This is a genomic window from Phenylobacterium sp., assembly GCF_030680185.1.
Classification (GTDB): Bacteria; Pseudomonadota; Alphaproteobacteria; order Caulobacterales; family Caulobacteraceae; genus Phenylobacterium.
The window spans coordinates 156,570-177,693 of record NZ_JAUXVZ010000032.1; the positions used below are offsets into that span (position 1 = coordinate 156,570).

General features: G+C 67.0%; 18 protein-coding genes and 1 tRNA gene. 13 read left to right on the forward strand and 6 right to left on the reverse strand.

The window, feature by feature from the left end; all coding sequences use genetic code 11:
* The first annotated feature begins 5 nt into the window (after nucleotides 1–5).
* Nucleotides 6–731, forward strand: a complete 726-nt coding sequence (gene phbB, locus Q8L83_RS07680) for an acetoacetyl-CoA reductase (RefSeq protein ID WP_305285728.1) — start codon at nucleotides 6–8, stop codon at nucleotides 729–731.
* 54 nt (nucleotides 732–785) lie between these two features.
* The gene (locus Q8L83_RS07685; protein WP_305285729.1) at nucleotides 786–1,553 is read left to right on the forward strand and encodes a DUF4908 domain-containing protein; all 768 of its coding nucleotides are present in this window, start codon (nucleotides 786–788) and stop codon (nucleotides 1,551–1,553) included.
* Nucleotides 1,554–1,560: 7 nt separating this feature from the next.
* On the opposite strand, the gene gloB is transcribed toward Q8L83_RS07685, so the two are convergent.
* Nucleotides 1,561–2,322 carry a hydroxyacylglutathione hydrolase gene (gene gloB / locus Q8L83_RS07690; protein WP_305285730.1) on the reverse strand — a complete coding sequence of 254 codons (762 nt, stop codon included), beginning with the start codon at nucleotides 2,320–2,322 and terminating at the stop codon, nucleotides 1,561–1,563.
* A 90-nt stretch (nucleotides 2,323–2,412) separates the two neighbouring features.
* Between gloB and Q8L83_RS07695 the strand changes: the two genes are divergently transcribed.
* The 3 genes from Q8L83_RS07695 (at nucleotide 2,413) to Q8L83_RS07705 (ending at nucleotide 6,942) form a co-directional block, all read left to right on the forward strand.
* Complete coding sequence (locus Q8L83_RS07695) at nucleotides 2,413–3,156, forward strand: class I SAM-dependent methyltransferase (RefSeq protein ID WP_305285731.1); 744 nt, start codon at nucleotides 2,413–2,415, stop codon at nucleotides 3,154–3,156.
* A 146-nt stretch (nucleotides 3,157–3,302) separates the two neighbouring features.
* Nucleotides 3,303–3,647, forward strand: a complete 345-nt coding sequence (locus tag Q8L83_RS07700; RefSeq protein WP_293321104.1) for a P-II family nitrogen regulator — start codon at nucleotides 3,303–3,305, stop codon at nucleotides 3,645–3,647.
* Between the two features lie 175 nt (nucleotides 3,648–3,822).
* Nucleotides 3,823–6,942: an autotransporter outer membrane beta-barrel domain-containing protein gene (locus Q8L83_RS07705; RefSeq protein WP_305285732.1), complete on the forward strand. Its 3,120-nt coding sequence runs from the start codon at nucleotides 3,823–3,825 to the stop codon at nucleotides 6,940–6,942.
* A 6-nt stretch (nucleotides 6,943–6,948) separates the two neighbouring features.
* On the opposite strand, the gene metW is transcribed toward Q8L83_RS07705, so the two are convergent.
* Together metW and Q8L83_RS07715 are read right to left on the reverse strand one after the other, a co-directional pair.
* Entirely contained in the window at nucleotides 6,949–7,608 is a 660-nt protein-coding gene (metW, locus tag Q8L83_RS07710) for a methionine biosynthesis protein MetW (protein WP_305285733.1), read from the reverse strand.
* Nucleotides 7,605–8,765, reverse strand: coding sequence for a homoserine O-acetyltransferase (locus Q8L83_RS07715; RefSeq protein ID WP_305285734.1), 1,161 nt, complete (start codon nucleotides 8,763–8,765; stop codon nucleotides 7,605–7,607). The genes metW and Q8L83_RS07715 overlap by 4 nt, the downstream gene beginning before the upstream one ends.
* 92 nt (nucleotides 8,766–8,857) lie before the next feature.
* Here Q8L83_RS07715 and Q8L83_RS07720 point away from each other — a divergent pair, with 92 nt between their 5' ends.
* From Q8L83_RS07720 to Q8L83_RS07735, 4 genes are all read left to right on the forward strand, one after another.
* A complete protein-coding gene (locus Q8L83_RS07720) occupies nucleotides 8,858–9,361 on the forward strand; it encodes a histidine phosphatase family protein (RefSeq protein ID WP_305285735.1) in 504 nt (167 codons plus the stop codon).
* Entirely contained in the window at nucleotides 9,358–9,699 is a 342-nt protein-coding gene (locus Q8L83_RS07725; protein WP_305285736.1) for a DUF952 domain-containing protein, read from the forward strand. Before Q8L83_RS07720 ends, Q8L83_RS07725 begins: the two co-directional genes overlap by 4 nt.
* Nucleotides 9,696–10,745, forward strand: a complete 1,050-nt coding sequence (locus Q8L83_RS07730) for a quinone-dependent dihydroorotate dehydrogenase (RefSeq protein WP_305285737.1) — start codon at nucleotides 9,696–9,698, stop codon at nucleotides 10,743–10,745. The genes Q8L83_RS07725 and Q8L83_RS07730 overlap by 4 nt, the downstream gene beginning before the upstream one ends.
* Nucleotides 10,746–10,821: 76 nt before the next feature.
* Complete coding sequence (locus Q8L83_RS07735) at nucleotides 10,822–12,336, forward strand: HAMP domain-containing sensor histidine kinase (protein ID WP_305285738.1); 1,515 nt, start codon at nucleotides 10,822–10,824, stop codon at nucleotides 12,334–12,336.
* 8 nt (nucleotides 12,337–12,344) lie between these two features.
* Here Q8L83_RS07735 and ggt read toward each other — a convergent pair whose 3' ends face one another.
* A complete protein-coding gene (gene ggt, locus Q8L83_RS07740; protein WP_305285755.1) occupies nucleotides 12,345–14,051 on the reverse strand; it encodes a gamma-glutamyltransferase in 1,707 nt (568 codons plus the stop codon).
* A gap of 151 nt (nucleotides 14,052–14,202) precedes the next feature.
* On the opposite strand from ggt, the gene Q8L83_RS07745 reads away from it, so the two are divergent.
* The 3 genes from Q8L83_RS07745 to Q8L83_RS07755 all read left to right on the forward strand — a co-directional run bounded on the left by Q8L83_RS07745 (nucleotide 14,203) and on the right by Q8L83_RS07755 (nucleotide 17,037).
* Entirely contained in the window at nucleotides 14,203–15,246 is a 1,044-nt protein-coding gene (locus Q8L83_RS07745; protein ID WP_305285739.1) for a P1 family peptidase, read from the forward strand.
* Between the two features lie 94 nt (nucleotides 15,247–15,340).
* Nucleotides 15,341–15,417 (forward strand) — tRNA-Arg (locus tag Q8L83_RS07750).
* A 369-nt stretch (nucleotides 15,418–15,786) separates the two neighbouring features.
* Nucleotides 15,787–17,037 (forward strand): hypothetical protein, encoded by a 1,251-nt coding sequence (locus Q8L83_RS07755; protein ID WP_305285740.1) that lies wholly within the window; start codon nucleotides 15,787–15,789, stop codon nucleotides 17,035–17,037.
* Here Q8L83_RS07755 and Q8L83_RS07760 read toward each other — a convergent pair.
* Both Q8L83_RS07760 and Q8L83_RS07765 read right to left on the reverse strand, forming a co-directional pair.
* On the reverse strand, nucleotides 17,027–17,644 hold the full coding sequence (locus Q8L83_RS07760) for a hypothetical protein (protein ID WP_305285741.1): 618 nt from the start codon (nucleotides 17,642–17,644) through the stop codon (nucleotides 17,027–17,029). The genes Q8L83_RS07755 and Q8L83_RS07760 overlap by 11 nt on opposite strands.
* Nucleotides 17,645–17,969: 325 nt before the next feature.
* Complete coding sequence (locus Q8L83_RS07765) at nucleotides 17,970–18,557, reverse strand: hypothetical protein (protein WP_305285742.1); 588 nt, start codon at nucleotides 18,555–18,557, stop codon at nucleotides 17,970–17,972.
* A 21-nt stretch (nucleotides 18,558–18,578) separates the two neighbouring features.
* On the opposite strand from Q8L83_RS07765, the gene Q8L83_RS07770 reads away from it, so the two are divergent.
* Complete coding sequence (locus Q8L83_RS07770) at nucleotides 18,579–20,855, forward strand: ATP-binding protein (protein WP_305285743.1); 2,277 nt, start codon at nucleotides 18,579–18,581, stop codon at nucleotides 20,853–20,855.
* The last annotated feature ends 269 nt before the right edge of the window (nucleotides 20,856–21,124 follow it).

Sequence of the window (21,124 nt, forward strand, 5' to 3'; positions counted from 1 at the left end):
AGCTCATGGCCAAGGTGGCGTTCGTCACGGGGGGTACGCGCGGGATCGGCCGGGCGATCTGCCAGAGGCTCAAGGCCGACGGCTTCGAAGTGGCCGCCGGCTATTCCGGCAATGAGGCGGCCGCCGAGGCCTGCGCCCGCGAGTTGGGCGTCATGGTGGTCAAGGGCAATGTCGGGGTGTTCGCCGACTGCAAGGTCGCCGTGGATCAGGTCGCCGCCAAGCTCGGTCCGGTGGACGTGCTGGTCAACAATGCCGGCATCACCCGGGACGGCTTCTTCCACAAGATGGACTCCGAACAATGGTCGGAGGTGATCCGGGTGAACATGGACTCCCTGTTCAACATGACCCGGCAGGTGATCGAGGGCATGCGCGAGCGCGGCTGGGGCCGGATCATCAACATCTCGTCGATCAACGGCCAGAAGGGCCAGATCGGCCAGACCAACTATTCGGCGGCCAAGGCCGGCATGATCGGCTTCACCAAGGCCCTGGCTCTGGAGAATGCGCGCAAGGGCGTCACCGTGAACTGCATCGCGCCGGGCTATATCGACACCGAGATGGTGACCGCCGTGCCCGAAGAGGTGCTGAAAGGCATCATCGGTCAGATCCCGGTCGGACGCCTGGGCCGCGGCGACGAGATCGCCGACATGGTGGCCTTCCTGGCCGGGGAGCACGCCGGCTATGTGACCGGATCGACACTGTCGCTGAACGGCGGTCAGTACATGGCTGGCTGACCAAGGCTCCGTCTCAAAAGCGCCCCAGTCCAACGCCATGTGTGATCGCCCATGATGAGCGCTCGCCCCGTGCTGCCCCTGAGGATTCTCGTCGCAGCGACGTTCGCCGCGGCTGGCGTCGCCATGGCCTTTCCGGCCGTGGCCGCGCCGCTATCCCTGCGCGAAGGCCTGTTCGGCGAAGGCCGCCACGATGGCCGGCGTTTCTCGGCCCCGCCGGTGGCCCGCTATGTGGTCGAGGATGGTGGGGGCTTCATCCTTGACCGCTCCACCCCGCGGCCGATGATGAAGTTCGAAGACAGCGCCGAGGTCTGGGTGCTCCAGCCCCAGCCGGCGCCGCGCGGCGACATCATCTACAAGAACGATCTCGGTCAGCCGGTCCTGCGCGCCACCCGTCTGGGGGGGCTGACCGTCTTCACACCGGACCGGCCCTCCGGGGCGCCCGCGGCCCTGGCCGGCGGCTCCAATCCCCTGCGCCTGCCGGTCCTGGGGCCAGAGGCCCTGCTGCAGCGCCTGGCCCAGGCGAGCGCCCGGGCGAGCCGGGCGGCGCGACGGCTGATCCCCTTCGAGGCCGACGCCTCGCCGGAAACCGCGCCGCTGGTGGCCGATGCGGCCATGGTGGCGGCCGAGGCCGTGGTGCGGATGTCGACCCAGCCCGGCGGCCGCGCCACGCTAAACAGTGTCAACAAGGTCACCCTGGTCGAGGGCCGCCGGCCCGGCGCCAGTTTCCGGGCCGGGGTCATACTGATCACCATCACCCCGGAGGACGGGCTCGCGGGCCGGCCCTCGTCGGAGCGGATCGTCGCCGCCGCCGGCTCACGCTGACCCTGGCCTAGCCCTTGAAGCTGTCCTTGGCCGCCCGCACGGCGGCGAAGGCCTCGTGATCGGCCGCTCCGCTGACCCCCAGCGCCGGCGCCAGCAGGGGCGCGCGCAGGAACGGGTTGGTCTGCTTTTCCACGCCGATGCTGGTCGGCACGGTCGGCTCCCCCCGTTCGCGGGCGGCGAAGATGTCCTTGGCCCGCGCCGCGACCGCCGGATCTGAATCCACCGACAGGGCGAACCGCGCATTGGCGGCGGTATATTCGTGCGCGCAATAGACGGTGGTCTGGTCGGGCAGGGCCGCCAGCCGTTGGAGACTGGCCCACATCTGGTCGGGCTGGCCCTCGAACATCCGGCCGCAGCCGAGCGCAAACAGGGTGTCCCCGACAAAGGCGATGTCGTCGGCCGCATCATAGAAGGCCACATGGCCCAGGGTGTGGCCCCCCACCTCCATCACCGCGAACCGGGTCTCGCCCAGCTCGACGGTGTCCCCATCGCCCACCTCGCGATCCAGCGGGGCGATCTTGCGCACCTCAGAGGGGCCGACGATCTTCGCGCCCGTGGCCGCCTGGATCTCGGCGTTGCCCCCGGCATGGTCGGGATGCCAGTGGGTGTTGAGGATCAGCGCCAGCCGCCATCCGGTCTTGTCCAGCTCGGCCAGGATCGCCTTGGCGTCCGGGGTGTCGATGGTCGCGGCCAGGCCGGTGGCCTCGTCGCGGATCAGAAAGCCGTAATTGTCGGAGAGGCAGGGAAACTGGTGGACGGTCAGGGCCATGGCGCGCCTCGTCGGGTTCGGGCGGGGCGACAAGGCCGCGCTCCGCAAACTAGGATAGGGTTCGAACCCCGATCCTAGTCCCCCAGGTCCATGCGTCGAGACATCCTTGAGCTGCGCGCCTTCTACGCCTCCGAACTGGGGCGGGCCGCGCGCGCCATGATCAGCCGCAAGGTCACCGAGGCCTGGGGCTCGGCCTCGGGCCAGGACGTGCTGGGGCTGGGCTATCCGACACCCTTTCTCGGCGGGTTGCGGGGGCGCGCCCGTCGCACCGTCGCCGCCATGCCCGCGCAGCAGGGGGTGGAGATCTGGCCCAGCGCCGAGCGCAATCTCGCCACCCTCGTCGATGAGGAGGCCTTGCCGTTCCAGAATGCGCTGTTCGATCGCATCCTGGTGATCCACGCCATCGAGGAGAGCCCCGAGCCTGCGTCGCTCCTGCGAGAGGTCTGGCGCGTCCTGGCGCCGTCGGGGCGGGTGATCGTGGCCGTGGTCGCCCGCGACGGCCTGTGGGCCAACGCCGAGAGCACGCCCTTTGGCCACGGGCGACCCTATAGCCGCCGCCAACTCGCCGCCCTGCTGCGGGAGGCCGAATTCGAGCCCGCCGGCTATACCCGCGCCCTCTATGCGCCGCCGGTATCCTGGATGGCCGGCTCGGCGGAGACCTTCGAACAGGCCGGCTCTCGCCTGTGGCCGCGCTTTTCGGGGGTGCTGCTGATGGAGGCGGTCAAACAGACCTATGCGCTCAAGGCCAGGCCCCAGAGAGTTCGGGTCCGGCAGGCGCGACCGACGCTTTCACCGGCGCCGGCCATGCGTGAGGGCGATCGGTCGCAACCTTAGCCGCAGCCTGATCGTTTGCTGGAGGCGCCTAAGGCGCAGGCGCCCGCCCTCGCCAGCCCTTGATGGCCTTGGAGACGGGGGCGGAACGCCCTAGCTTGAGATTGTCAGCTCGGCATTTCGCCGGCCCCCAGCGGAGACCCGTCGCCATGAAGATGATCGTCGCGGTCATCAAGCCCAGCCGCCTCGACGCGGTGCTCGAAGCCGTCACCGAGGCCGGCGCCTCGGGCCTCACCGTCACCGAGGTTCGCGGCTATGGCCGCCAGCGCGGCAAGACCGAAGTTTATCGCGGGGCCGAGTACGAAGTGAAGCTGCTGCCCAAGGTGAAACTGGAGATCGCCGTGCCGTCGGACATCGCCGATGCGGTGATCGAGGCTGTGGCCCGCACCGCCAACACGGGCAAGATCGGCGACGGTAAGGTCTTCGTCCTCGATCTGGAGCAGGCCATGCGCATCCGCACCGGCGACCGGGACGCCGCGGCCATCGCCGGCTAGGCTTACACCCCTGGATAGAGGCGAGGTTCGCGCTCGCCGTTGAAGATCGGCGTTCGGCCGCGCCCCTTCCTCGCCCCAATTCGCCTTGGCATGGCCCCAATGGGTCCCGACTTCCTCCGCATTTGGGGCTCATTCCCGGCTCGATCGTCATTTTGGCGCACCGGGAGGGGATATTATGGACAGGCGTTGGTTGAGCGCGGCTGCAGCTGCGCCGCTTTTGCTTGCTGCTGGCGCGAGCCAGGCTGAGACGACGATCAGCACGGCGGTGACCACCCCGGTCAGCACGGCCACGGCGGCCTCGGGATCGCCCGACGACCTGAGGATCGCAGCCGGAGGTTCGGTCAAGCCCACCGGCGGGAACGCCGTCACCCTGAACAGCAACAACAATCTGGCCATCGCCGGCGAGGTGACGATCACCGACGCCAATGATGCGACGGCGGTCCTCATCGAAGGCGGCCGCACCGGCGAGGTGACTCTGTCGGGTACGGTGCAGGTCAACGAAAGCTATGCGGCGGCGGACGCCGACAACGACGGCGATCTCGACGGCCCGTTCGCGTCGGGCTCCAACCGCTTCGCCGTGCGCGTCAGCGGGGCCGAGCCCTTCCACGGCTCCATCGTCCAGACTGCGGGCGCCATCACCGTCGAGGGCAATGATTCGGCCGGCATCTATGCGCAGAGCGCGGTGGACGGCTCGATCCGCTCGGCCGGCAGCATCACCGTGACTGGCGACCGCACCTATGGCCTGCACGCGGCCGGGACTGTGGGCGGCGATGTGGTCACCACAGGCGGCGTGACCGCCCAGGGCCGGGACGCCGTCGGCGTCGCCGTGGACCAGAATGTCGGCGGCCGGCTGGTCCTGGGATCGAGCGTCACGGCGACCGGCTATCGCTACACCACCCGCCCCAGCAACACGAGCATCCTGGACGCTGATGACCTGCTGCAAGGGGGGCCGGCTGTCCGCGTGCGCGGCAGCGTTCAGGGCGGCGTGCTGGTGGATGCGCCGCCGGCCGACAATGACCCCAACGACGCCGACGAGGACGACGATGGCGTCGCCGACGCTTCGGAGTCCACCGGTGTCGTCACCTCCTATGGCTCGGCCGCCGCCATCCAGATCGGCGGAACGGGCGACATCGTGCTCGGCGCCGTCGGAACCGGCGCCGACGCCTATGGCCTGGTGGTCAAGGGCTCGGCCAATGGCATCGGCCTCTATGACGGCGTCAGGGGCCTGGGCGTTGAAATCGGCGGTCAGGGCGGGCAGGTGAACATCGCCAACGGCATAAAGGTCGCTGGCGTCGTGTCCGGCAGCGGGGTTCAGGCCGGCGCAGTCGGCCTCCACCTGAAGTCAGGCGCCACCGCCCCGGTCATCGCCAACAGCGGCGTCATCCAGGGGCTCTCGACCTCGACCAACGCGGTCGATGTGCGGGCCATCCAGATCGACGCCGGCGCCTCGACGGGCCAGCTGACCAACAATGGCACCGTCGCGGCTGTCATTACCGGCGCCAAGGGCTCGGCCACGGCCGTTCTGGACGCCGCCGGGACCCTGACCCGGGTGGAAAACACCGGCCTCATCCGCGCCGCCATCGCGCCGACCGATGGGGCGAGCGTCGAGGGCCGGGCCATCGCGCTGGATCTGCGCGCCAACACCTCGGGCGTCACGGTCCGGCAAACGGCCAACAGCGTCGAAACCGTCGTCCCGACCATCACCGGCGATGTCCTGTTCGGCTCCGGGCCGGCGCGCATGGAGCTTCTAGCCGGCCAGATGAACGGGGCCCTGGCCTTCGGCGCCGGGGCCGACGTCCTGGTGGTCGATGGCGGGGCGACCTTCACCGGCGCGCTCACCGACGCCGGCGGCGGTCTGGCTGTGTCCATGGGGGAGGGGCGTCTGACGGCGACCAATATCGACACCCTGGGCCTGACCAGCCTGCAGCTTGGCCAGAAGTCCGAGCTGGTGCTGGCCGCCGACCCCGTGACGGGCGCCAGCACCCGGCTCAATGTGGCCGGCGCAGCCGTACTGGAGGATGGCGCCAAGGTCGGCCTGCGGTTCACCAGCAAGCTGACCGATCCCGCCAGCTTCACCCTGATTCAGGCCGGCGACCTGGATATCCGAGGCGCGCTGGACGACAGCCTGCTCGCCGATGGTCCCTGGCTCTACAAGACGACCCTGCGGGCCGACGAGACGCAGAACCAGCTGATCGCCGATGTCCGCCGACGCACGGCGGGCGAGGCCGGCCTCGATGTGGCTCAGGCGGGCGCCTATGACGCGGTGTTCGACGCCTTCGATCGGGACAGCGGTGTCCGCGACGCCCTGTTGTCCAAGACCGATCAGGCGAGCTTCGTCGCCCTCTATGACCAGTTCCTGCCCGACTATTCGGGCGCGCTCTTCCGGGTGTTCGCCTCGGCGAATGAAGCGACCGCCCGGGGCATCGACGAGACCGAGGGCCGCCTTCCTGAGGGCCAGCGCCGGGCCTGGGTGCAGGAGATCGGCGTCATCCACCGTCAGGACCTCAGCGGCTCTGCGGGCTTCGACGCCGGCGGCTTCGGCCTAGCGGCGGGCGTGGAGAGCGCGGCGGGCTCCATGGGCTCGTTCGGCCTCCACACCAGCTTCCTGAATGTGTCGGTCGAAGAGAACGGCGCGGCTGCGGCCGAGGATCTCACGGGCTCGGCGCTCTCGGGCGGCGTCTACTGGCGCGCCTCGGCTGGCGCGTTCCAGGCTTCGGCCAGCGCCAGCGGCGGCTATGCCTGGCTGCAGGCCGACCGCGCCGTGGTCGACACCGACTCAGGCCTGGTCCGAAACGCCAATTCCGAATGGAACGCGGTGATGGGGGCCGCCCATGCCGGCCTGTCCTATACGGCGCAGGCCGGGCGCTTCCACGCCCGCCCGATGCTGCAGGTCGACTACTTCTACTTCGGCGAAGACGGCCGCACCGAGAGCGGCGGCGGCGAGGCCATCGACCTGGTGATCGACGAGCGGACGAGCCAGCAGCTGTCTGCCTTCGCCGGCGTGGCTCTGGGCGCCACCTTGGGCGATCCGCAAACCATGTTGTGGCGGCCGGAAGTCACGGTGGGCTATCGCGCCCTGACCGGCGACGGACCGGACGTCACCACGGCGCGGTTCGTCAGCGGCGGCTCCAGCTTCACCCTGGCCGCGCCCGAACTGGACGATGGCGCAGCCGTCGTGCGCCTGGGCGTCCGCGGCATGACCCGCTACTTCGACCTCGCCCTGGAAGGCGGCGGCGAACTGCGCGGAGACCATCAGGCCTATGACGCCCGGCTGACGGCGCGCCTGGCCTTCTAAAGAGGTCTAGCCGAACAGATCGCCCGTGGCGGCTGGCTCAGGCGCCGGCGGCCGCGGGCGTTCGCGGGTCAGCAGGAACAGCGCGGTTTCGGCCCGCCAGTTCTCAATGGGCCGCGAGGGATCGATGCTGCGGGCCGGCTGGCCGCGGCTGACTGCGGCGCAGGCCTCGATCCGCAGGCCAAGCTCGTCGCACAGCGCGGTCAGGTCGCGCAGGGTGCAGAGGTGGATGTTGGGCGTCGACCACCAGGGTTCGGGCAGGGCCTTGGTCTCGGGCATGCGCCCCTGGGTCAGCAGCGCCCAGCGGACCCGCCAGTGGCCGAAATTTGGCACCGAGACGATGGCCCGGTCGGCGATCCGCAGCAGCTCCGACAGCACATGCCGCGGCTCGCGCATCTGCTGCAGGGTCTTGGACAGGATCGCATAGTCGAAGGCCTGGGTCGGGAAGTGATCCAGGTCGCGGTCGCCGTCCCCCTGGACCGCGGCGATGCCCTTGGCCAGGCAGGCGGCCACGCCGCTGGGGCTGATCTCCAGGCCCTGGCCGTCGACGCCCTTTTCCTGGGTCAGCAGCTCAAGCAGTTCGCCCTCGCCGCAGCCGACGTCGAGCACCCGGGCGTTGGGTCGCACCAGCCGCAGGATTTCCTTGAAGTCTTCCCGCAGGCCGCTCACGCCAGCCCTCCGCGCAGGGCCTGGGATTCGAAGAAGCCGCGCAGGGCGGAGTCCAGCACAGGCTCGTCCAGGAAGAAGGCGTCGTGGCCCTTGTCGGTTTCGATCTCGACGAAGCTCGCCCGGCAGCCGGCGGCGTTCAGGGCGCGGACGATGTCACGGCTCTCGCCGGTGGAGTAGAGCCAGTCCGACGAGAAGGAGAGCACGCAGAAGCGCACGTCGCGGGCGCGCCGAAAAGCCTGGGCCAGCACGCCGTCATAGGTGCCGGCCAGGTCGAAATAGTCCACCGCCCGGGTGATGTAGAGATAGGAGTTGGCGTCGAACCGATCGACGAACGACGCCCCCTGATAGCGGAGATAGCTCTCCACCTGGAAGTCGGGCGCATCGAAGCCCCAGGACAGGCCGTCGCGCTGCAGTTCGCGGCCGAACTTCCGCTGCAGGGCGGCCTCGGACAGATAGGTGATGTGGGCGGCCATGCGCGCCACGGCCAGACCCTTTTCGGGGCGCACGCCATGGGCCTCATAGGCGCCGCCGCGCCAGTCGGGGTCGGCCATGATCGCCTGACGACCGACCTCGTGGAAGGCGATGTTCTGGGCCGAATGCCGGGCCGCCGCCGCGATACATACGGCCGACCGCAGCCGGTGCGGATAGTCGGCCGCCCACTGCAGCACCTGCATGCCGCCCATGGACCCGCCGACGGCGGCGAACAGGGTTTCGATGCCCAGGGCGTCCAGCAGCATCGCCTGGGCGCGCACCATGTCGGCGATGGTGATGACCGGGAAGGTCAGGCCATATGGCTTGCCGGTCGCCGGATCGACCGAAGACGGGCCTGTCGAGCCCATGCAGCCGCCGACCACATTGGTGCAGATGATGAAATAGCGGTCGGGATCCAGCGGCAGGCCCGGTCCGATCACCCGGCTCCACCAGCCGGGCTTGCCGGTGATCGGATGGACCGAGGCCGCATGCTGGTCGCCGGTCAGGGCGTGACAGACCAGCACCGCATTGGATCGCTCGGTGTTGAGGCGCCCATAGGTCTTGTAGGCGATCTCCAGGGGCGCCAGCGCGGCCCCGGAGTCGAGGCGCAAGGGGGCGTCGGCCGGCAGGCGCAGGGTCCCGCCGTTGGTTTCGATGGCCGGGCTGGCGATGACCGTCTGGCTCATGCCGCCTTGGACCGCCAAGCTCTGCGACTGTCAACCGCTTCGCGTCCGGGCAAGGTCGCGCTATGGAACAGCCGTGGGCTTATGGAGTGGGAATGCAGCGGCTGATCCTCTTGCGGCACGGCAAGGCCGAGCGCGAGTCATTGAGCGGGGACGACCATGCGCGGCGGCTGACGCCCCGGGGCCGCAGGGACGCCCTGGAGGCAGGCCAGCGCCTGACCGAGATGGGCTTCACCCCCGATCTCGCCCTGGTGTCCGATGCGGCCCGGACGCGGGAGACCTGGGAGTCGCTGAAGGCCGTCTGCGACGCCTGCGAGGTCCGGTTCGACGACAGCCTGTATCATGCCGAGGCCCAGACCGTGCTCGACCGGGTGCGCGAGGCCGCCGCCGAGGCCGGGACCGTTTTGGTGATTGGCCATAATCCGGGCCTGCACGAACTGGTCCTGCGTCTCCTGATCGAGGGTGGGGCCTCGGGCGACCTCCTGAACACGGCCCGTTCGCGGTTTCCGACCTCGGCCGCCGCGGTCTTCCTGTTCGACGGCCAAGGTCGCCCGGTCTATGACGGCCTGATGATGCCCCCCCGCGGAGGAAATGATTGACCCGAATCTACAAGATCCTCGGTCGTGAGGAATGGGATCGGGCCAAGGCGATCGGGCGGTTCGACGGCTCGGCCGTCGATCTGGCCGACGGCTATATCCATTTCTCCACCGCCGCCCAGGCTCAGGAAACCGCACGACGGCACTTCGAAGGCCAGGGCGACCTGGTGGTGCTGGAACTCGACACCGACGACCTGGGGCCGGGCGTGAAGTGGGAGCCCTCCCGCGGCGGCGACCTGTTCGCCCACCTCTATGGCAGCTTCGACACCGAGCATGTCCTGGCCGTGCATGAGGCGCCGCTGGGCGAGGACGGCGTGCCGGCTCTGGGGGACCTGTCTTGAGCGTGCTGCATAGCCTCGCGGCCGGCGCTCTGCGGCAGATGGACCCCGAGGACGCCCACGGCCTGACCATCCGGGCCTTGCAGATGGGACTTGGTCCGCGTCCGAGCGGGCCCGAAGACCCGATCCTGGCCATCACCTTCTGCGGTCTGTCCCTGCCCAACTGCCTGGGCCTGGCGGCCGGCTTCGACAAGAACGCCCAGGTTTTCGCCCCCATGCTGGCGGCGGGCTTCGGCTTCGTGGAGTGCGGCACGGTCACCCCCCTGGCCCAGGCGGGCAATCCACGCCCCAGGCTTTTCCGGCTGAGCGAGGACAAGGCGGTGATCAACCGCATGGGCTTCAACAACGAAGGCCTCGACCCCTTCGCCGCGCGTCTGGCCCGCCGCCATCGCGGGGTGGTGGGCGCCAATATCGGCGCCAACAAGGAGTCCGAGGACCGGATCGGCGACTATGTGACGGGCCTTCGCCGCCTCTGGGGCCTGGCCTCCTATTTCACCATCAACATCTCTTCGCCCAATACGCCGGGCCTGCGCGCCCTGCAGACCCGCGAGGCGCTGCAGGAACTGCTGGGACGTCTGGGCGAGGCCCGCGACAGCCTGCCGCCCGAAGGCGCAGCCCCCATGTTCCTGAAGGTGGCGCCCGACCTGGACGATGCCGAGATCGAGGCCATCTGCGACGTCGTGGCCGAGGCGGGCCTCGACGCGGTGATTGTCTCCAACACCACCATTGCGCGGCCCTCAGATCTGCGGTCCGCCCAGTCCAGCGAGGCTGGCGGTCTTTCCGGCGCGCCGCTGCTGACGCCGTCGACGCTGGTGCTTCGCCAGTTTCATGACGCCGCCCAGGGCCGCTTTCCCCTGGCCGGGGCCGGGGGCGTGGCCTCGGGCGCGGACGCCTACGCCAAGATCCGGGCCGGCGCCTGCGTGGTGCAGCTCTATTCGGCCCTGGTCTTCCAGGGGCCTGGCCTTGTCGTGCGCATCAAGCGCGACCTGGCCGCGCGCCTGCGGGCCGACGGCTTCACCTCGACGGCCGAGGCGGTTGCGGCAAGCTGAGGCGTTGGCGCTCTTGAGGGCCGGCCTGGTCACGAGGCGCGTTGCCCAATCGGGCGGCGTGCATTAACGGACAGGCATGGCGGAGCCCACCTCGCCACCGAAGCCCTCAGGGCCTGTCAGGCGCGGCTTCTTCTGGCCGGGCGGCCTTTCTGCTCGCCTGCTCATCCTCACCAGTCTGTTCGTCCTTTTCGGGGGCGCCCTGATCGTGCCGCCGACCCTGGCGGCCTTCGAGGAACAGTGGCTGCTGGACCGGGTTCGGGCCGCCGAACTGGCCTCCCTGGCCACCGAGGTGGCGCCCGACGTGGTGGTCAGCGAGCAACTCTCCTCCGAACTGCTGGAGGTCGCCGGCGTGGAGTGGGTGGCCATCCAGAGCGATGGGGTTCGCCGGCTTGTCCTGCGGGGCAATAATATGAGCCGCACCCCCTATCTGGTGGACCTGCGCGACCAGGCCGTGGCCTCGTGGCTGGCCGCCCCGTTCCAGACCATGTTTGGCGGCGAGGGCCGCATGGTGCGCGTGGTGGCCGAGCCCCGGTTCCGCGACGCCGAGTTCATCGAGATCGTCGCCCCCGACGACGAGCTGCGCCAGGAGCTGACCGCCTATCTCTGGCGGCTGATCGCGGTGACCGCCTTCGTCTCGGCCATGGCCGGCGGGCTGGTCTATCTGTCGCTCAACCTCTTCCTGGTCCGGCCCATGCAGCGGATCACCCGGGGGATGGAGCTGTTCCGCACCGATCCCGACGATCCCCGGGCGACGGTCAAGCTGTCGGGCCGCCGCGACGAGATCGGCCGCGCCGAGGTGGAGTTGGCCCTCATGCAGGCCGATCTGCGCGCCGCCCTGAACGCCAGAGCCCGGCTGGCGGCCCTGGGCGAGGCCGTGGCCAAGATCAATCACGACCTGCGCAACATGCTGACCAGCGCCCAGATCGCCTCGGAACGACTGGCCGCCTCGGCCGATCCCGATGTGGGTCGCGCCCTGCCGCGCCTGGAGCGCGCTCTGGACCGGGCGGTGAAGCTGGCCTCCCACGTGCTGACCTACGGCAAGACCCAGGAGGCCCCGCCGGAGGCCCGCACGGTGCGTCTGGCCGAAGCCGCCGAGATGGCCGCTGAAGAGGCGCGCCTGACCCCGGACGGGGTGCGCCTGGACCTGCAGGTCGCCGCCGCCGACCAGGTGCTGGCCGATCCGGACCAGCTGCACCGCATCCTGGTCAATCTGATGCGCAACGCCCGCGAGGCCATCGAGCAGCAAGGCGAGGGCGGGCCGGGCGTGATCACCCTCAGTCTGCAGCAGGACGACAGTCAGAGCCGCGTGCGGCTGAGCGATAATGGCCCGGGCGTTCCCGCCAAGGTGCGCGAGCGGCTGTTCCTGCCCTTCACGGGCTCCGGGCGGGCCGAAGGCGCCGGCCTGGGCCTGGCCATCGCCCGGGAGCTGGCCCAGGGCCACGGCGGCGATCTGAGCTTGGTGGAGAGCGGCACGGCGGGCACGACCTTCGAGCTTCGCCTGCCCGGCGCGCCTGCGGCGCTTGCGCCGCCGCCCCAGCCCAAGGCCGGCCGGACCCGGCGCAAGGCCGCCCCGGCCACGCCCAAGGCCTGACAGCGGCTCTAGAAGCCCAGGGCGACGCCCTCACGGCGGGGATCGGCGGCGCCGTCCAGGCCCTGCGGCGTCACCCGCACGCCATGCAGGCCCGAGCCCTCGCCGCCCACGGCGGTGAAGGTCACGCCGCGCTCCGCTAGGCCCGCGACGACATCAGGCGAAAACTTTTCGCCCTCGGCGGCGTAGGACGTGCCCCGGGCGATCAGGTTGGGCAGGGCGATGGCCTCGGCCACCGGCATCTTCCAGTCCAGCATCCCCACCAGCGCTTTCAGATTATAGGCCAGGATCGAGGTGCCGCCCGGCGAGCCGACGGCGGCGGCCAGCTTGCCGTCCTCCAGCACGATGGCCGGGGCCATGGAGGACCGGGGCCGCTTGCCGCCGGCGATGGCGTTGGCGGCCGGCGCGCCGTCGGTGTTGACCGGGGCGAAGGCGAAGTCGGTGAGCTGATTGTTGAGGAAGAAGCCGCCCACCATGCGCCCTGAGCCGAACAGGCTCTCGACCGTGGTGGTCATGGAGACGGCGTCGCCGGCCGCATCGACCACCACGAAGTGCGAGGTGCCGGAGACTTCCCGGGTCGCGTCAGGGGCGCGAACGCCGGCCCCGGCGGGCGTCCCGGGCATGGGCGCCGGTCCCGCCGTCCGTCCGATCAGCTTGGCCCGCTCGGCCAGATAGGCCCTGTCCAGCAGGCCCTCGGTCGGCACGGCGACGAAGTCGGGATCGCCCATATAGCGGTCACGGTCGGCGTACATCAGCCGGCTGGCCTGGGTGAACAGGTACCAGCCCTGGGCGTCATTGGGATGATCGGCGATGGCGGTGTGCTCAAGGATGCCGAGCCCCTCCAGCACGGCGGGGCCGCCGGATGGGGCCGGCGGGGTGCACACCACATAGACGCGATAGGGCCGGCACAGGGCCTCGGCCTTCTTGGGCTCATAGGCCGCCAGATCGGCCAGGGTCATGACGCCGGGCAGCTCGCCCTGAGTCACCCGGGCGACGATGGCCTGGGCGATCTCGCCCTGCAGCAGGGCAGCGGGGCCTTCGGCGGCGATCCTGCGCACCGTGGCGGCGTAGGCCGGATTGCGCAGGCGGTCGCCGGCGACGTAGCGGGTTCCGTCGGGCTTGGTGAAATAGGCTGCCGCGTCGGGCGCCTTGGCCTGGGGCGCGGGGCCGGAGATCATGCCGGCCAGGCGTGGGCTGACGACGAAGCCCTCGTCGGCCAGGCGCTCGGCCGAGCCGAACAGCTGGTTCCATTCCAGATTGCCGTGCTCGGCCTGGGCCATATGCAGCATGGCCACCGCCCCAGGGACGCCAGTGGAGCGGCCGCTGAGCAGCACGTCGAAGAAGGGCAGGGGCTTGCCCTGGCCGTTCAGGAACACGTCGGGCGTGGCCGCCGCCGGCGCGGTTTCCCGGCCGTTATAGGCGCTGACCACGCCAGTTTCGGCGTCGTAGTGCACCAGGAAGGCGCCGCCACCGAGCCCTGAGCTCTGCGGCTCCACCAGGCCCAGCACCGCCTGGACGGCGACGGCGGCATCCACCGCCGAGCCGCCGGCCCGCAGGACCTCCAGACCGGCCTCCACCGCCAGGGGATTGGCCGCGGTGACCATCACCTGACCTTGGCCCGCCGACGTGGCAGACGGCGGCGTTGGCCCCTCGGTCGTCTGGGTCATGGGCGCGCAGGCGCTGGCCAGCAGAAGCAGGGCGGGAGCCAGGGGGCGCATGAGGGGATAGGCGAGGCGGGCGAGGGGACGCGGGAGGAAGGCGGACACGGCGCTCCAGGGGCTGGCTTGCATCATGGCGGCACCTTAGCGGCGTCGGCGTGGACAACAACCATCTGGCTGTGCGACCCAGCCAGAAGGGAGACCCGCCGCCATGACGTCATCGCTCGCCCACCCCGGGATCGCCCGCCCGGGCCTGCGCAACCTGATCACCGATGTGCCAGGGATCAGGGTCGGCCAGGCCCATGAGCCCCGCGCCCGCACCGGCGTCACCGTCATCCTGCCCGACACCCGGGCCGTGGCGGCCTGCGACGTCCGCGGCGGCGGCCCTGGGACGCGGGAGACCGACGCGCTTGAGCCGCACAATCTGGTGGAGGCGATCGACGCCGTCGTCCTGTCCGGCGGCTCGGTCTATGGCCTGGCCGCCCCGGACGGCGTGACCGCCTGGCTGGGCGCTCAGGGGCGGGGCTATGGTCTCGTCGCCAATTCCGCGGTCCCGCCCTCGCCGGTGGTCCCGGCGGCCATCCTGTTCGACCTGGCCAATGGCGGCGACAAGGCGTGGGGCGAGGACCCGCCCTATCGCGCGCTTGGACGTCAGGCGGCGCTGGCGGCGGCCGAGGACTTTGACCTCGGGACGGCCGGAGCCGGCTATGGCGCCATGGCCGGCCGGCTCAAGGGGGGCGTCGGCTCAGCCTCGGCCGTCACCGCCGATGGCTTCACCGTGGGCGCGGTGGTGGCGGTCAACAGCTTCGGCTCGGTGGTGGCGCCCGGCGGCCGCACCTTCTGGGCCGCGCCCTATGAGATTGACGGCGAGTTCGGCGGCCTCGGCTCAGCCGGCCTGGCGGGCGCCGGCGACGACTGGGGCCTGGCCAAGGCCGATCCTCAGGCCCGCACCAACACCACCATCGCCTGCGTGGCCACCGACGCCCTCCTGACCCCGGCCCAGGCCCGCCGCGTGGCGGTCATGGGCCAGGACGGCCTGGCCCGCGCCATCCGGCCCGTCCATGCCCCGTTCGATGGCGACGTGGTCTTCGCCCTGGCCACCGCCCAGCGGCCCCTGGGCGCGCGACCGGACTTCCAGATCGCCCGCCTGGGCGCCCTGGCCGCCGACGTCCTGGCCCGCGCCGTGGCCCGTGGCGTCTACGCCGCCGCCCCCTGGCCAGACGCCCCTGTCCCCTGCTGGCGCGACCTCGCCTGAGGGGGCGCAAGAAGAATCGCCATTCCCCCAATTCCCCCGCTTGAACTTTCCCAAAAGGCCGACTAGGTTCCGCGCCCTTGCCGAAAGGCACTGCGCGCCCGTAGCTCAGCTGGATAGAGCATCAGACTACGAATCTGAGGGTCGGACGTTCGAATCGTTCCGGGCGCGCCATTTTTCTTTTACGCCTTTAAATCAATTGCTTAGCGCACGAGAGCGGCGCGGTTCTCACCGCCTTTTACATCGGCTTTAGCAATCCGGTTTGCAAAACCCGAGGCGACGCTTCCTCGACTGCGACGGGGTCGTTCCGCGTCGGGGTTTTCCCAGAGCCACCCCACAAATTCGGCGAAGACTGCCCCGGTTGGCTGGGGGAGTCGCAAACGGGTAACTTTGTTTTGTGAAGTCGGCTCTCGTGTCAGTCTTTTTCGCACCGCTCGACGAGCATACCAGTCTCTCTAGAGGGGCTTTGGAGCCCGTCGCAAATGGGGATAAGTGTCCAGCTTGCCCCCGATCAGTGCTTCTTCCGCAGGTGACTAGGCTGAAATGAGCTCCTCGCTATTTCCAACCGGCGAGTGGCTTGTCGACGCCCTTGCAGACGCGCCAAACCCAAAGCCTCAGGCAGCTGACAAAGCGCGATTTGGTCAGCTGGCGAGCCTCTACACCGCATTCTCCAGCGAGTTTGCCTCGTTTGCGCTGGACGTCTGCGTGCAGGCGGGCTGCCGCAGTATTGCGGACCCTTTTGGTGGAATGGGCACGATGGCAGAGGCTGCTCGCTCAAAGCCTTTGGAAATGCACCTCGGCGACATCAGCCCCTTTGCTGCACTGTCGTGTGCATTTCGATCCGCGCCCGCCGAAGAGATCCTTAGGGTTATCGACACAGCAAGGAGCGTCGCCAATCAAGTCACCGCAGAGGATGAAACAACGTTTTTCGCTCGTATGTTCGACGCTACAGGCGCTCAGACGCCCGCTGATTTCGCCAAGATCATGAGCTCACCCACTGCGCAAGATCATCGGGAAGCGGCTTTGCTCATCTATGTGGTGGCGTTGGGACGCCTGCGCTTGCACAAGGGCTTGGCTGGTTCCAACCCAACCTGGGTGAAGCGGGCCAATATAGACGCAGGTGGAGATGATGCGAGGAGGGCGATTATCGAGACCTCCGAAATTGCGCGCATCTACGCCACTCAACTGCCAAATATTCATGCGCAGAATTCAACCAGTGTATTCTGGACTGACATAGAGAGCCAACCCATAGAGCCAGAAACCCTGGACGCCATTATCACATCGCCCCCTTACGCGAATAGAACGGATTACATTCGTCACTATTTGCCGGCGTCGGAGCTATTACTGAACTTATCGGGGAAAGATGAGCGGTCGGTTCGCGCAAAGCAAATCGGAACGCCGCTGATCAGAGATGTGGAGCCAAACGCGCCGCTTCCGGCTAAAATAACCGCCGCCTTACACAGCATTAGAACGCACTCTAGCTATGCATCTGAGAGGTATTACTTTAAAGGGTTTTTATATTATTTCAGTGACATGTATAATGCCGTCGAGCACATGCGGAAATTATTGAAACCCGGCGGATTACTATTCATGGTCGTTCAAGATACATACTATAAAGATGTCTATGTTCCGACCGCTGACTTGCTCGGCGAGATTGCAATAAATGTGGGGATGCAAGCCGTTTGCCGTCGCGATTGGCGTGTGAACCAGCACCTCTCTCGGTTGAGCCCTCACTCGCGTAGGCGACTGCCTAACAAGGTGCTGAGCGAGTCGCTCATCGGCTTCAGTAGATAGCCTTCTGGAAATGCGGTTCGTGGAACCAACCGTAGTTCACATCGGTGAAGGAGCGGCAGAAGCCTGCGTAGACGCATCGCTCCGACGATAGCGGAGCGACATCGGGGGCAATCTCGCTGATTGGTGGTCGCTCGCAGCGCGGAAAGTCTGGAGTGCAAATGGCTCTCCCGATCTGCCACTCGACGTAGTTTAGTGTCGCCACGTCCATGCCAGCGTAGAAGGCCGTCTGGATCATCGCCTCCTCCACTGATTGTCGAAGGAGTTTCACCAAGCGGTCCCGAGAGGTTAGGCCAGGACTTCGGAGCCTGTCGCGGACTGACTCCTTTGTCGCGTAGACCCGGCCTGTCCGGAGGTAGAGTCTCAGCAGATGATACTCGACCGCTGGCTTCAGGTTCTCGGGGTCGGCGAAGACGACAATCTCTTCTCGGTGAAGGTCGTGAGCGAGGACGCGGACCTTTTTTTCGAGCTCGTCCTCAGCGAAGGCGGGGATTTGGCGCATCAGCTCGTAGAAGCCGGCACCGCCTTCCAGCCGAGGGGCCGCCAGCAGCTGTTCTAGTTCACCGCTGCGCAGCATCTGCCGCAACACGTTCGCGGTATGCCGGAGCATGCGAGCTCGCTGCTGAGCACGAATACGCTCAGGCTTCGGATAGGATGCGAGAAGGGCCGCAATCGTCGCCGGCCGCGTTTCTGCTATCTCGTCTAGTCTTTGCTCCGGTGACGGGAGCAACCAGTTCGCCATAGCGCTTTGCAGAAAGTCCCAATTGAATTGGTGGCAGATAGAAACGAACAGCGTTTTGAAAATCACTTGGGAGATTTGAGGCAAGTCTGACCAGGCCTCAGGGGGGTGAGCCGGCTTGAAGCCCCGTAGCGCTTCAGCCGCATGACGACAGCGGAATAAATCTACGCTGAAAGGATTGCCCGTGAGAGCCCGATCAATCGTCGTCATTGATGTGACCCAGATAGTCGCGCTTGTGCTTAAGGTAGGCTGCGCGTTCAGGAGTCATTGGCACATTCAGGCGGACACGCTCGACAAAGTAGCCGGCATTTTCCAGGGCGGTCATTTTCCTGGGGTTGTCGGATGCAATCTTGATGCGCAATCCGGCGAACACCTCTTTCAGAGCCGCGATATGGGACACGAAAGTTCGTGGGTCCGGCTCGTGGCCAAGCGCTTTGAATGCCTCGGACGTTGAAAGGCCCTCCCCCTGCTGCATCGCAATCGCCTTCAGCTTGTTCGCGATGCCGGTCCCGCGCCCCTCTTCCCACGCATAGATGAGTATCCCGCCCTCTGAGCAAATGAGCTTCAGCGCCGCAGACACCTGAGCTCCGCAATCACAGTCGACGGCGTGGAACGCTTCGCCAAACACGCACGATGATTGGAAGCGGACGACAGGCACCTCCGGCACAGTCTCACTCGTCGCAATCAGCAGAGTCTGCCCGTTCACTTCCGCGACACGCACGCGTAGTATGCCAGCGGGCGTTGGGACCGTCACAAACGGCTGGCGATTGATGTCCTGCGTCATCTTCTCATTCTCTCGAACCCAATGGCACGCCCTCCCGCGATTGCACCTAAGCGAGACTTCGGCCTTGTCGGCCGCCAGGCCTTGATCGAGGAATTGATCAATCAGGTTGGCGCAGGCCGACGTCTGATTGGTCTGGAGGGCATCACAGGCGTTGGCAAGTCGGCAGTGCTTGAGACGCTTGCGTCAGAATTGCAGGGGATTGGCTACGCAGGCGTCGCTCGCTTGAACGCCGCCGAACTTGCGAGTGAGGAGCTGGCCATCGGAGCTATCTACACTCAGCTTCGATCGGTTGCCCCCGATCCTGAAGCTGTCATTCAGCAACTTAAGAAGAAGTTCGCCGAAAGCGCCGTGCAGGTGCTCCGAACACTAACCGCCGCCGTAATCGCTGACGTGCTAAGGGGCGCGGCAGAAAACGCCGAGAAGACTATCGAAGCCGTCCAAGGGCTAGTTGAGGGTGGGGAAGGTAGTAGCAGTGTCGCTAAGGCGCTTGGAGATGCTGATAACTCTAATCAGAGATACTTCCTCACCTCCTTCCTTGCAGCTCTTGAGGCGGCAGGGAACCCTGTAGTGATCGCAGTCGACCACTTCGACGGCGCTGACCCATCCCTTTCAGACTTTCTCCGCTATCTGATCCGCGCAAAGCCAGGTCGGGTAGCGCTGCTCATCGCTCACAACGTTGAGGACGGTAACAATCAGCGTTGGAACGAGATTGTCGCCGACCTTGAGGCGCGCGGTGGCAAGAACCAAGAGCTAGAGACGTTCCCCGCCGGCGTCGTCAGAGAGTGGTTCCACAAGGTTGTTGGCCGCCTCCCTACGGAAGCAGAGGTCCAAGCACTTCTCCAAAGCACAGGTGGAAGGGCCTTCAACCTCAAGACTGCGCTTGAAGCGATCCGCGATGGTGGCACCGACCCAATCCATGGCAACTTTAGTGGGTATTACGCCAACAAGCGTGCCGCGCTATCGGCAGAAGCTAGGACGACCGCCGAACTGTTGTCAGTGATCAACTATGATGCGGCTGTGCCCGCGGACCTGCTGGCAGGCGCAGCGCTGCAGCTCGGCGTGTCCGACGTGGGCCCAGCCTTGATAGAGCTCCATCGTGAAAGGTTGTTGCGTGAACGAGATGGTAACCTAGGGCTCGCTCACCGGCTGGCACAGGACGTGTGGCGCGCCGGACTCACTGGGCCGCGGACCAGCGAACTTGGCGCTGCCTGGTTCAGCGTTGTGCGGAAATATGAGCCGCCACAGTTGACGGCGTCGGGTGTGATCGGTTTGATCGACGCCATCGTCCAGCCTCTAATTGCGGCGAAAAAGCCAGATGAGATTGCCGAGATCGGCAGGCGACTGATCGCGAGCGGCCAAGTCCACCCAGGCCTGATGCTTCTGGATCATGCGTGGCATTATGATGTGGAAGGGAGCGGTAACAGCGAGAATATGCTCCAGCATGCGTTACTTGCAGCTCGGACTCGCCTTGACCTTGGGCGGTATAGTGAGGTCGACGAGCCATTGACGATGGCGTCCCGACAGGCATCCACTGCCGATGACAAGCGTCAGGTTGCCTTGCTGCAAATGAAACTCGCGTTGCGGCGAAATGCGTATCAGGCGCTTTGGGCCTTCGCTAAGGAGCTCGAGGCGTTAGCGACAGACGACCCTGGGGCTATGGCGTCCGGTCAGCAAATCCTCAATGTCGCGTATCGCGACCTCATGGATTACGGCGGTATCAATCAGACCACAGCCTATCTTTTGGCTGCCCGCGGGAAGCTCACCCCCGAAGCGCAAATGTCGCTGGACAGAAATCTCGCGCGAGCCTTAGCGAAGCTTGGGCGCCACCAGGAAGCCGCGGAGTTTGCGGAGGCCGCGTTTGAAGCAAGTCAGAAAATTGGATCCGTTAGAGACGTTGGCAATGCACACTTAGCCCGAGCAGAAGCCGCTCGATACCGACATGATTTTGATGTGGCGATCTCTAGCTACAAAATTGCTGAGGAGCTGGCGCGCGCTACTGGAAACCGAGACTCCCAGATTTGGGCGCTGCTCGGCGAAGCTGCTGCCTACATTGAGGCAAGGAAAACTGAAGAGGCTAATCAGCCCCTTGAGCACGTGAGCGCCTTACTCGTTGAGCCTGGATACCACCATCCGCTTGAGACCGCGCATGCCGCCCTACTCAAGTTGTTCGCCGGCGTCGACAAAGCGGAAGCCGAGCCAGTGCTTTCGGCATATCGGACCTTAGGCATCGACTGGCCCAGCGACTACGTGACCAATTTTCTACAGAGCGGGTCAGTTCCCGTCACGACGCCCCTCTAGGTAGTCGAGGACCTGCGCTACTAGCCGCTCCGGCGTTCCATTGTTGACGACTTCGCCCTCACTGGGAGCATCCGGCCAGTGAAACTCCGTCTCATGGATTGCTTTCCAGCCGAAAATGCCTCGCTCAGCGTGAGCCTCCGGTGGGGGCCGCCTTGTCGGGGTGAGGTGGATGGCGATGCTGTGCTCGTAAGGACGTCCTTAAGAGCGCTCGTAGCTGCACAGCATGGCCCATGTCAGTTTGATCACCGGTCCGGAGCGCCGCCGCAGGT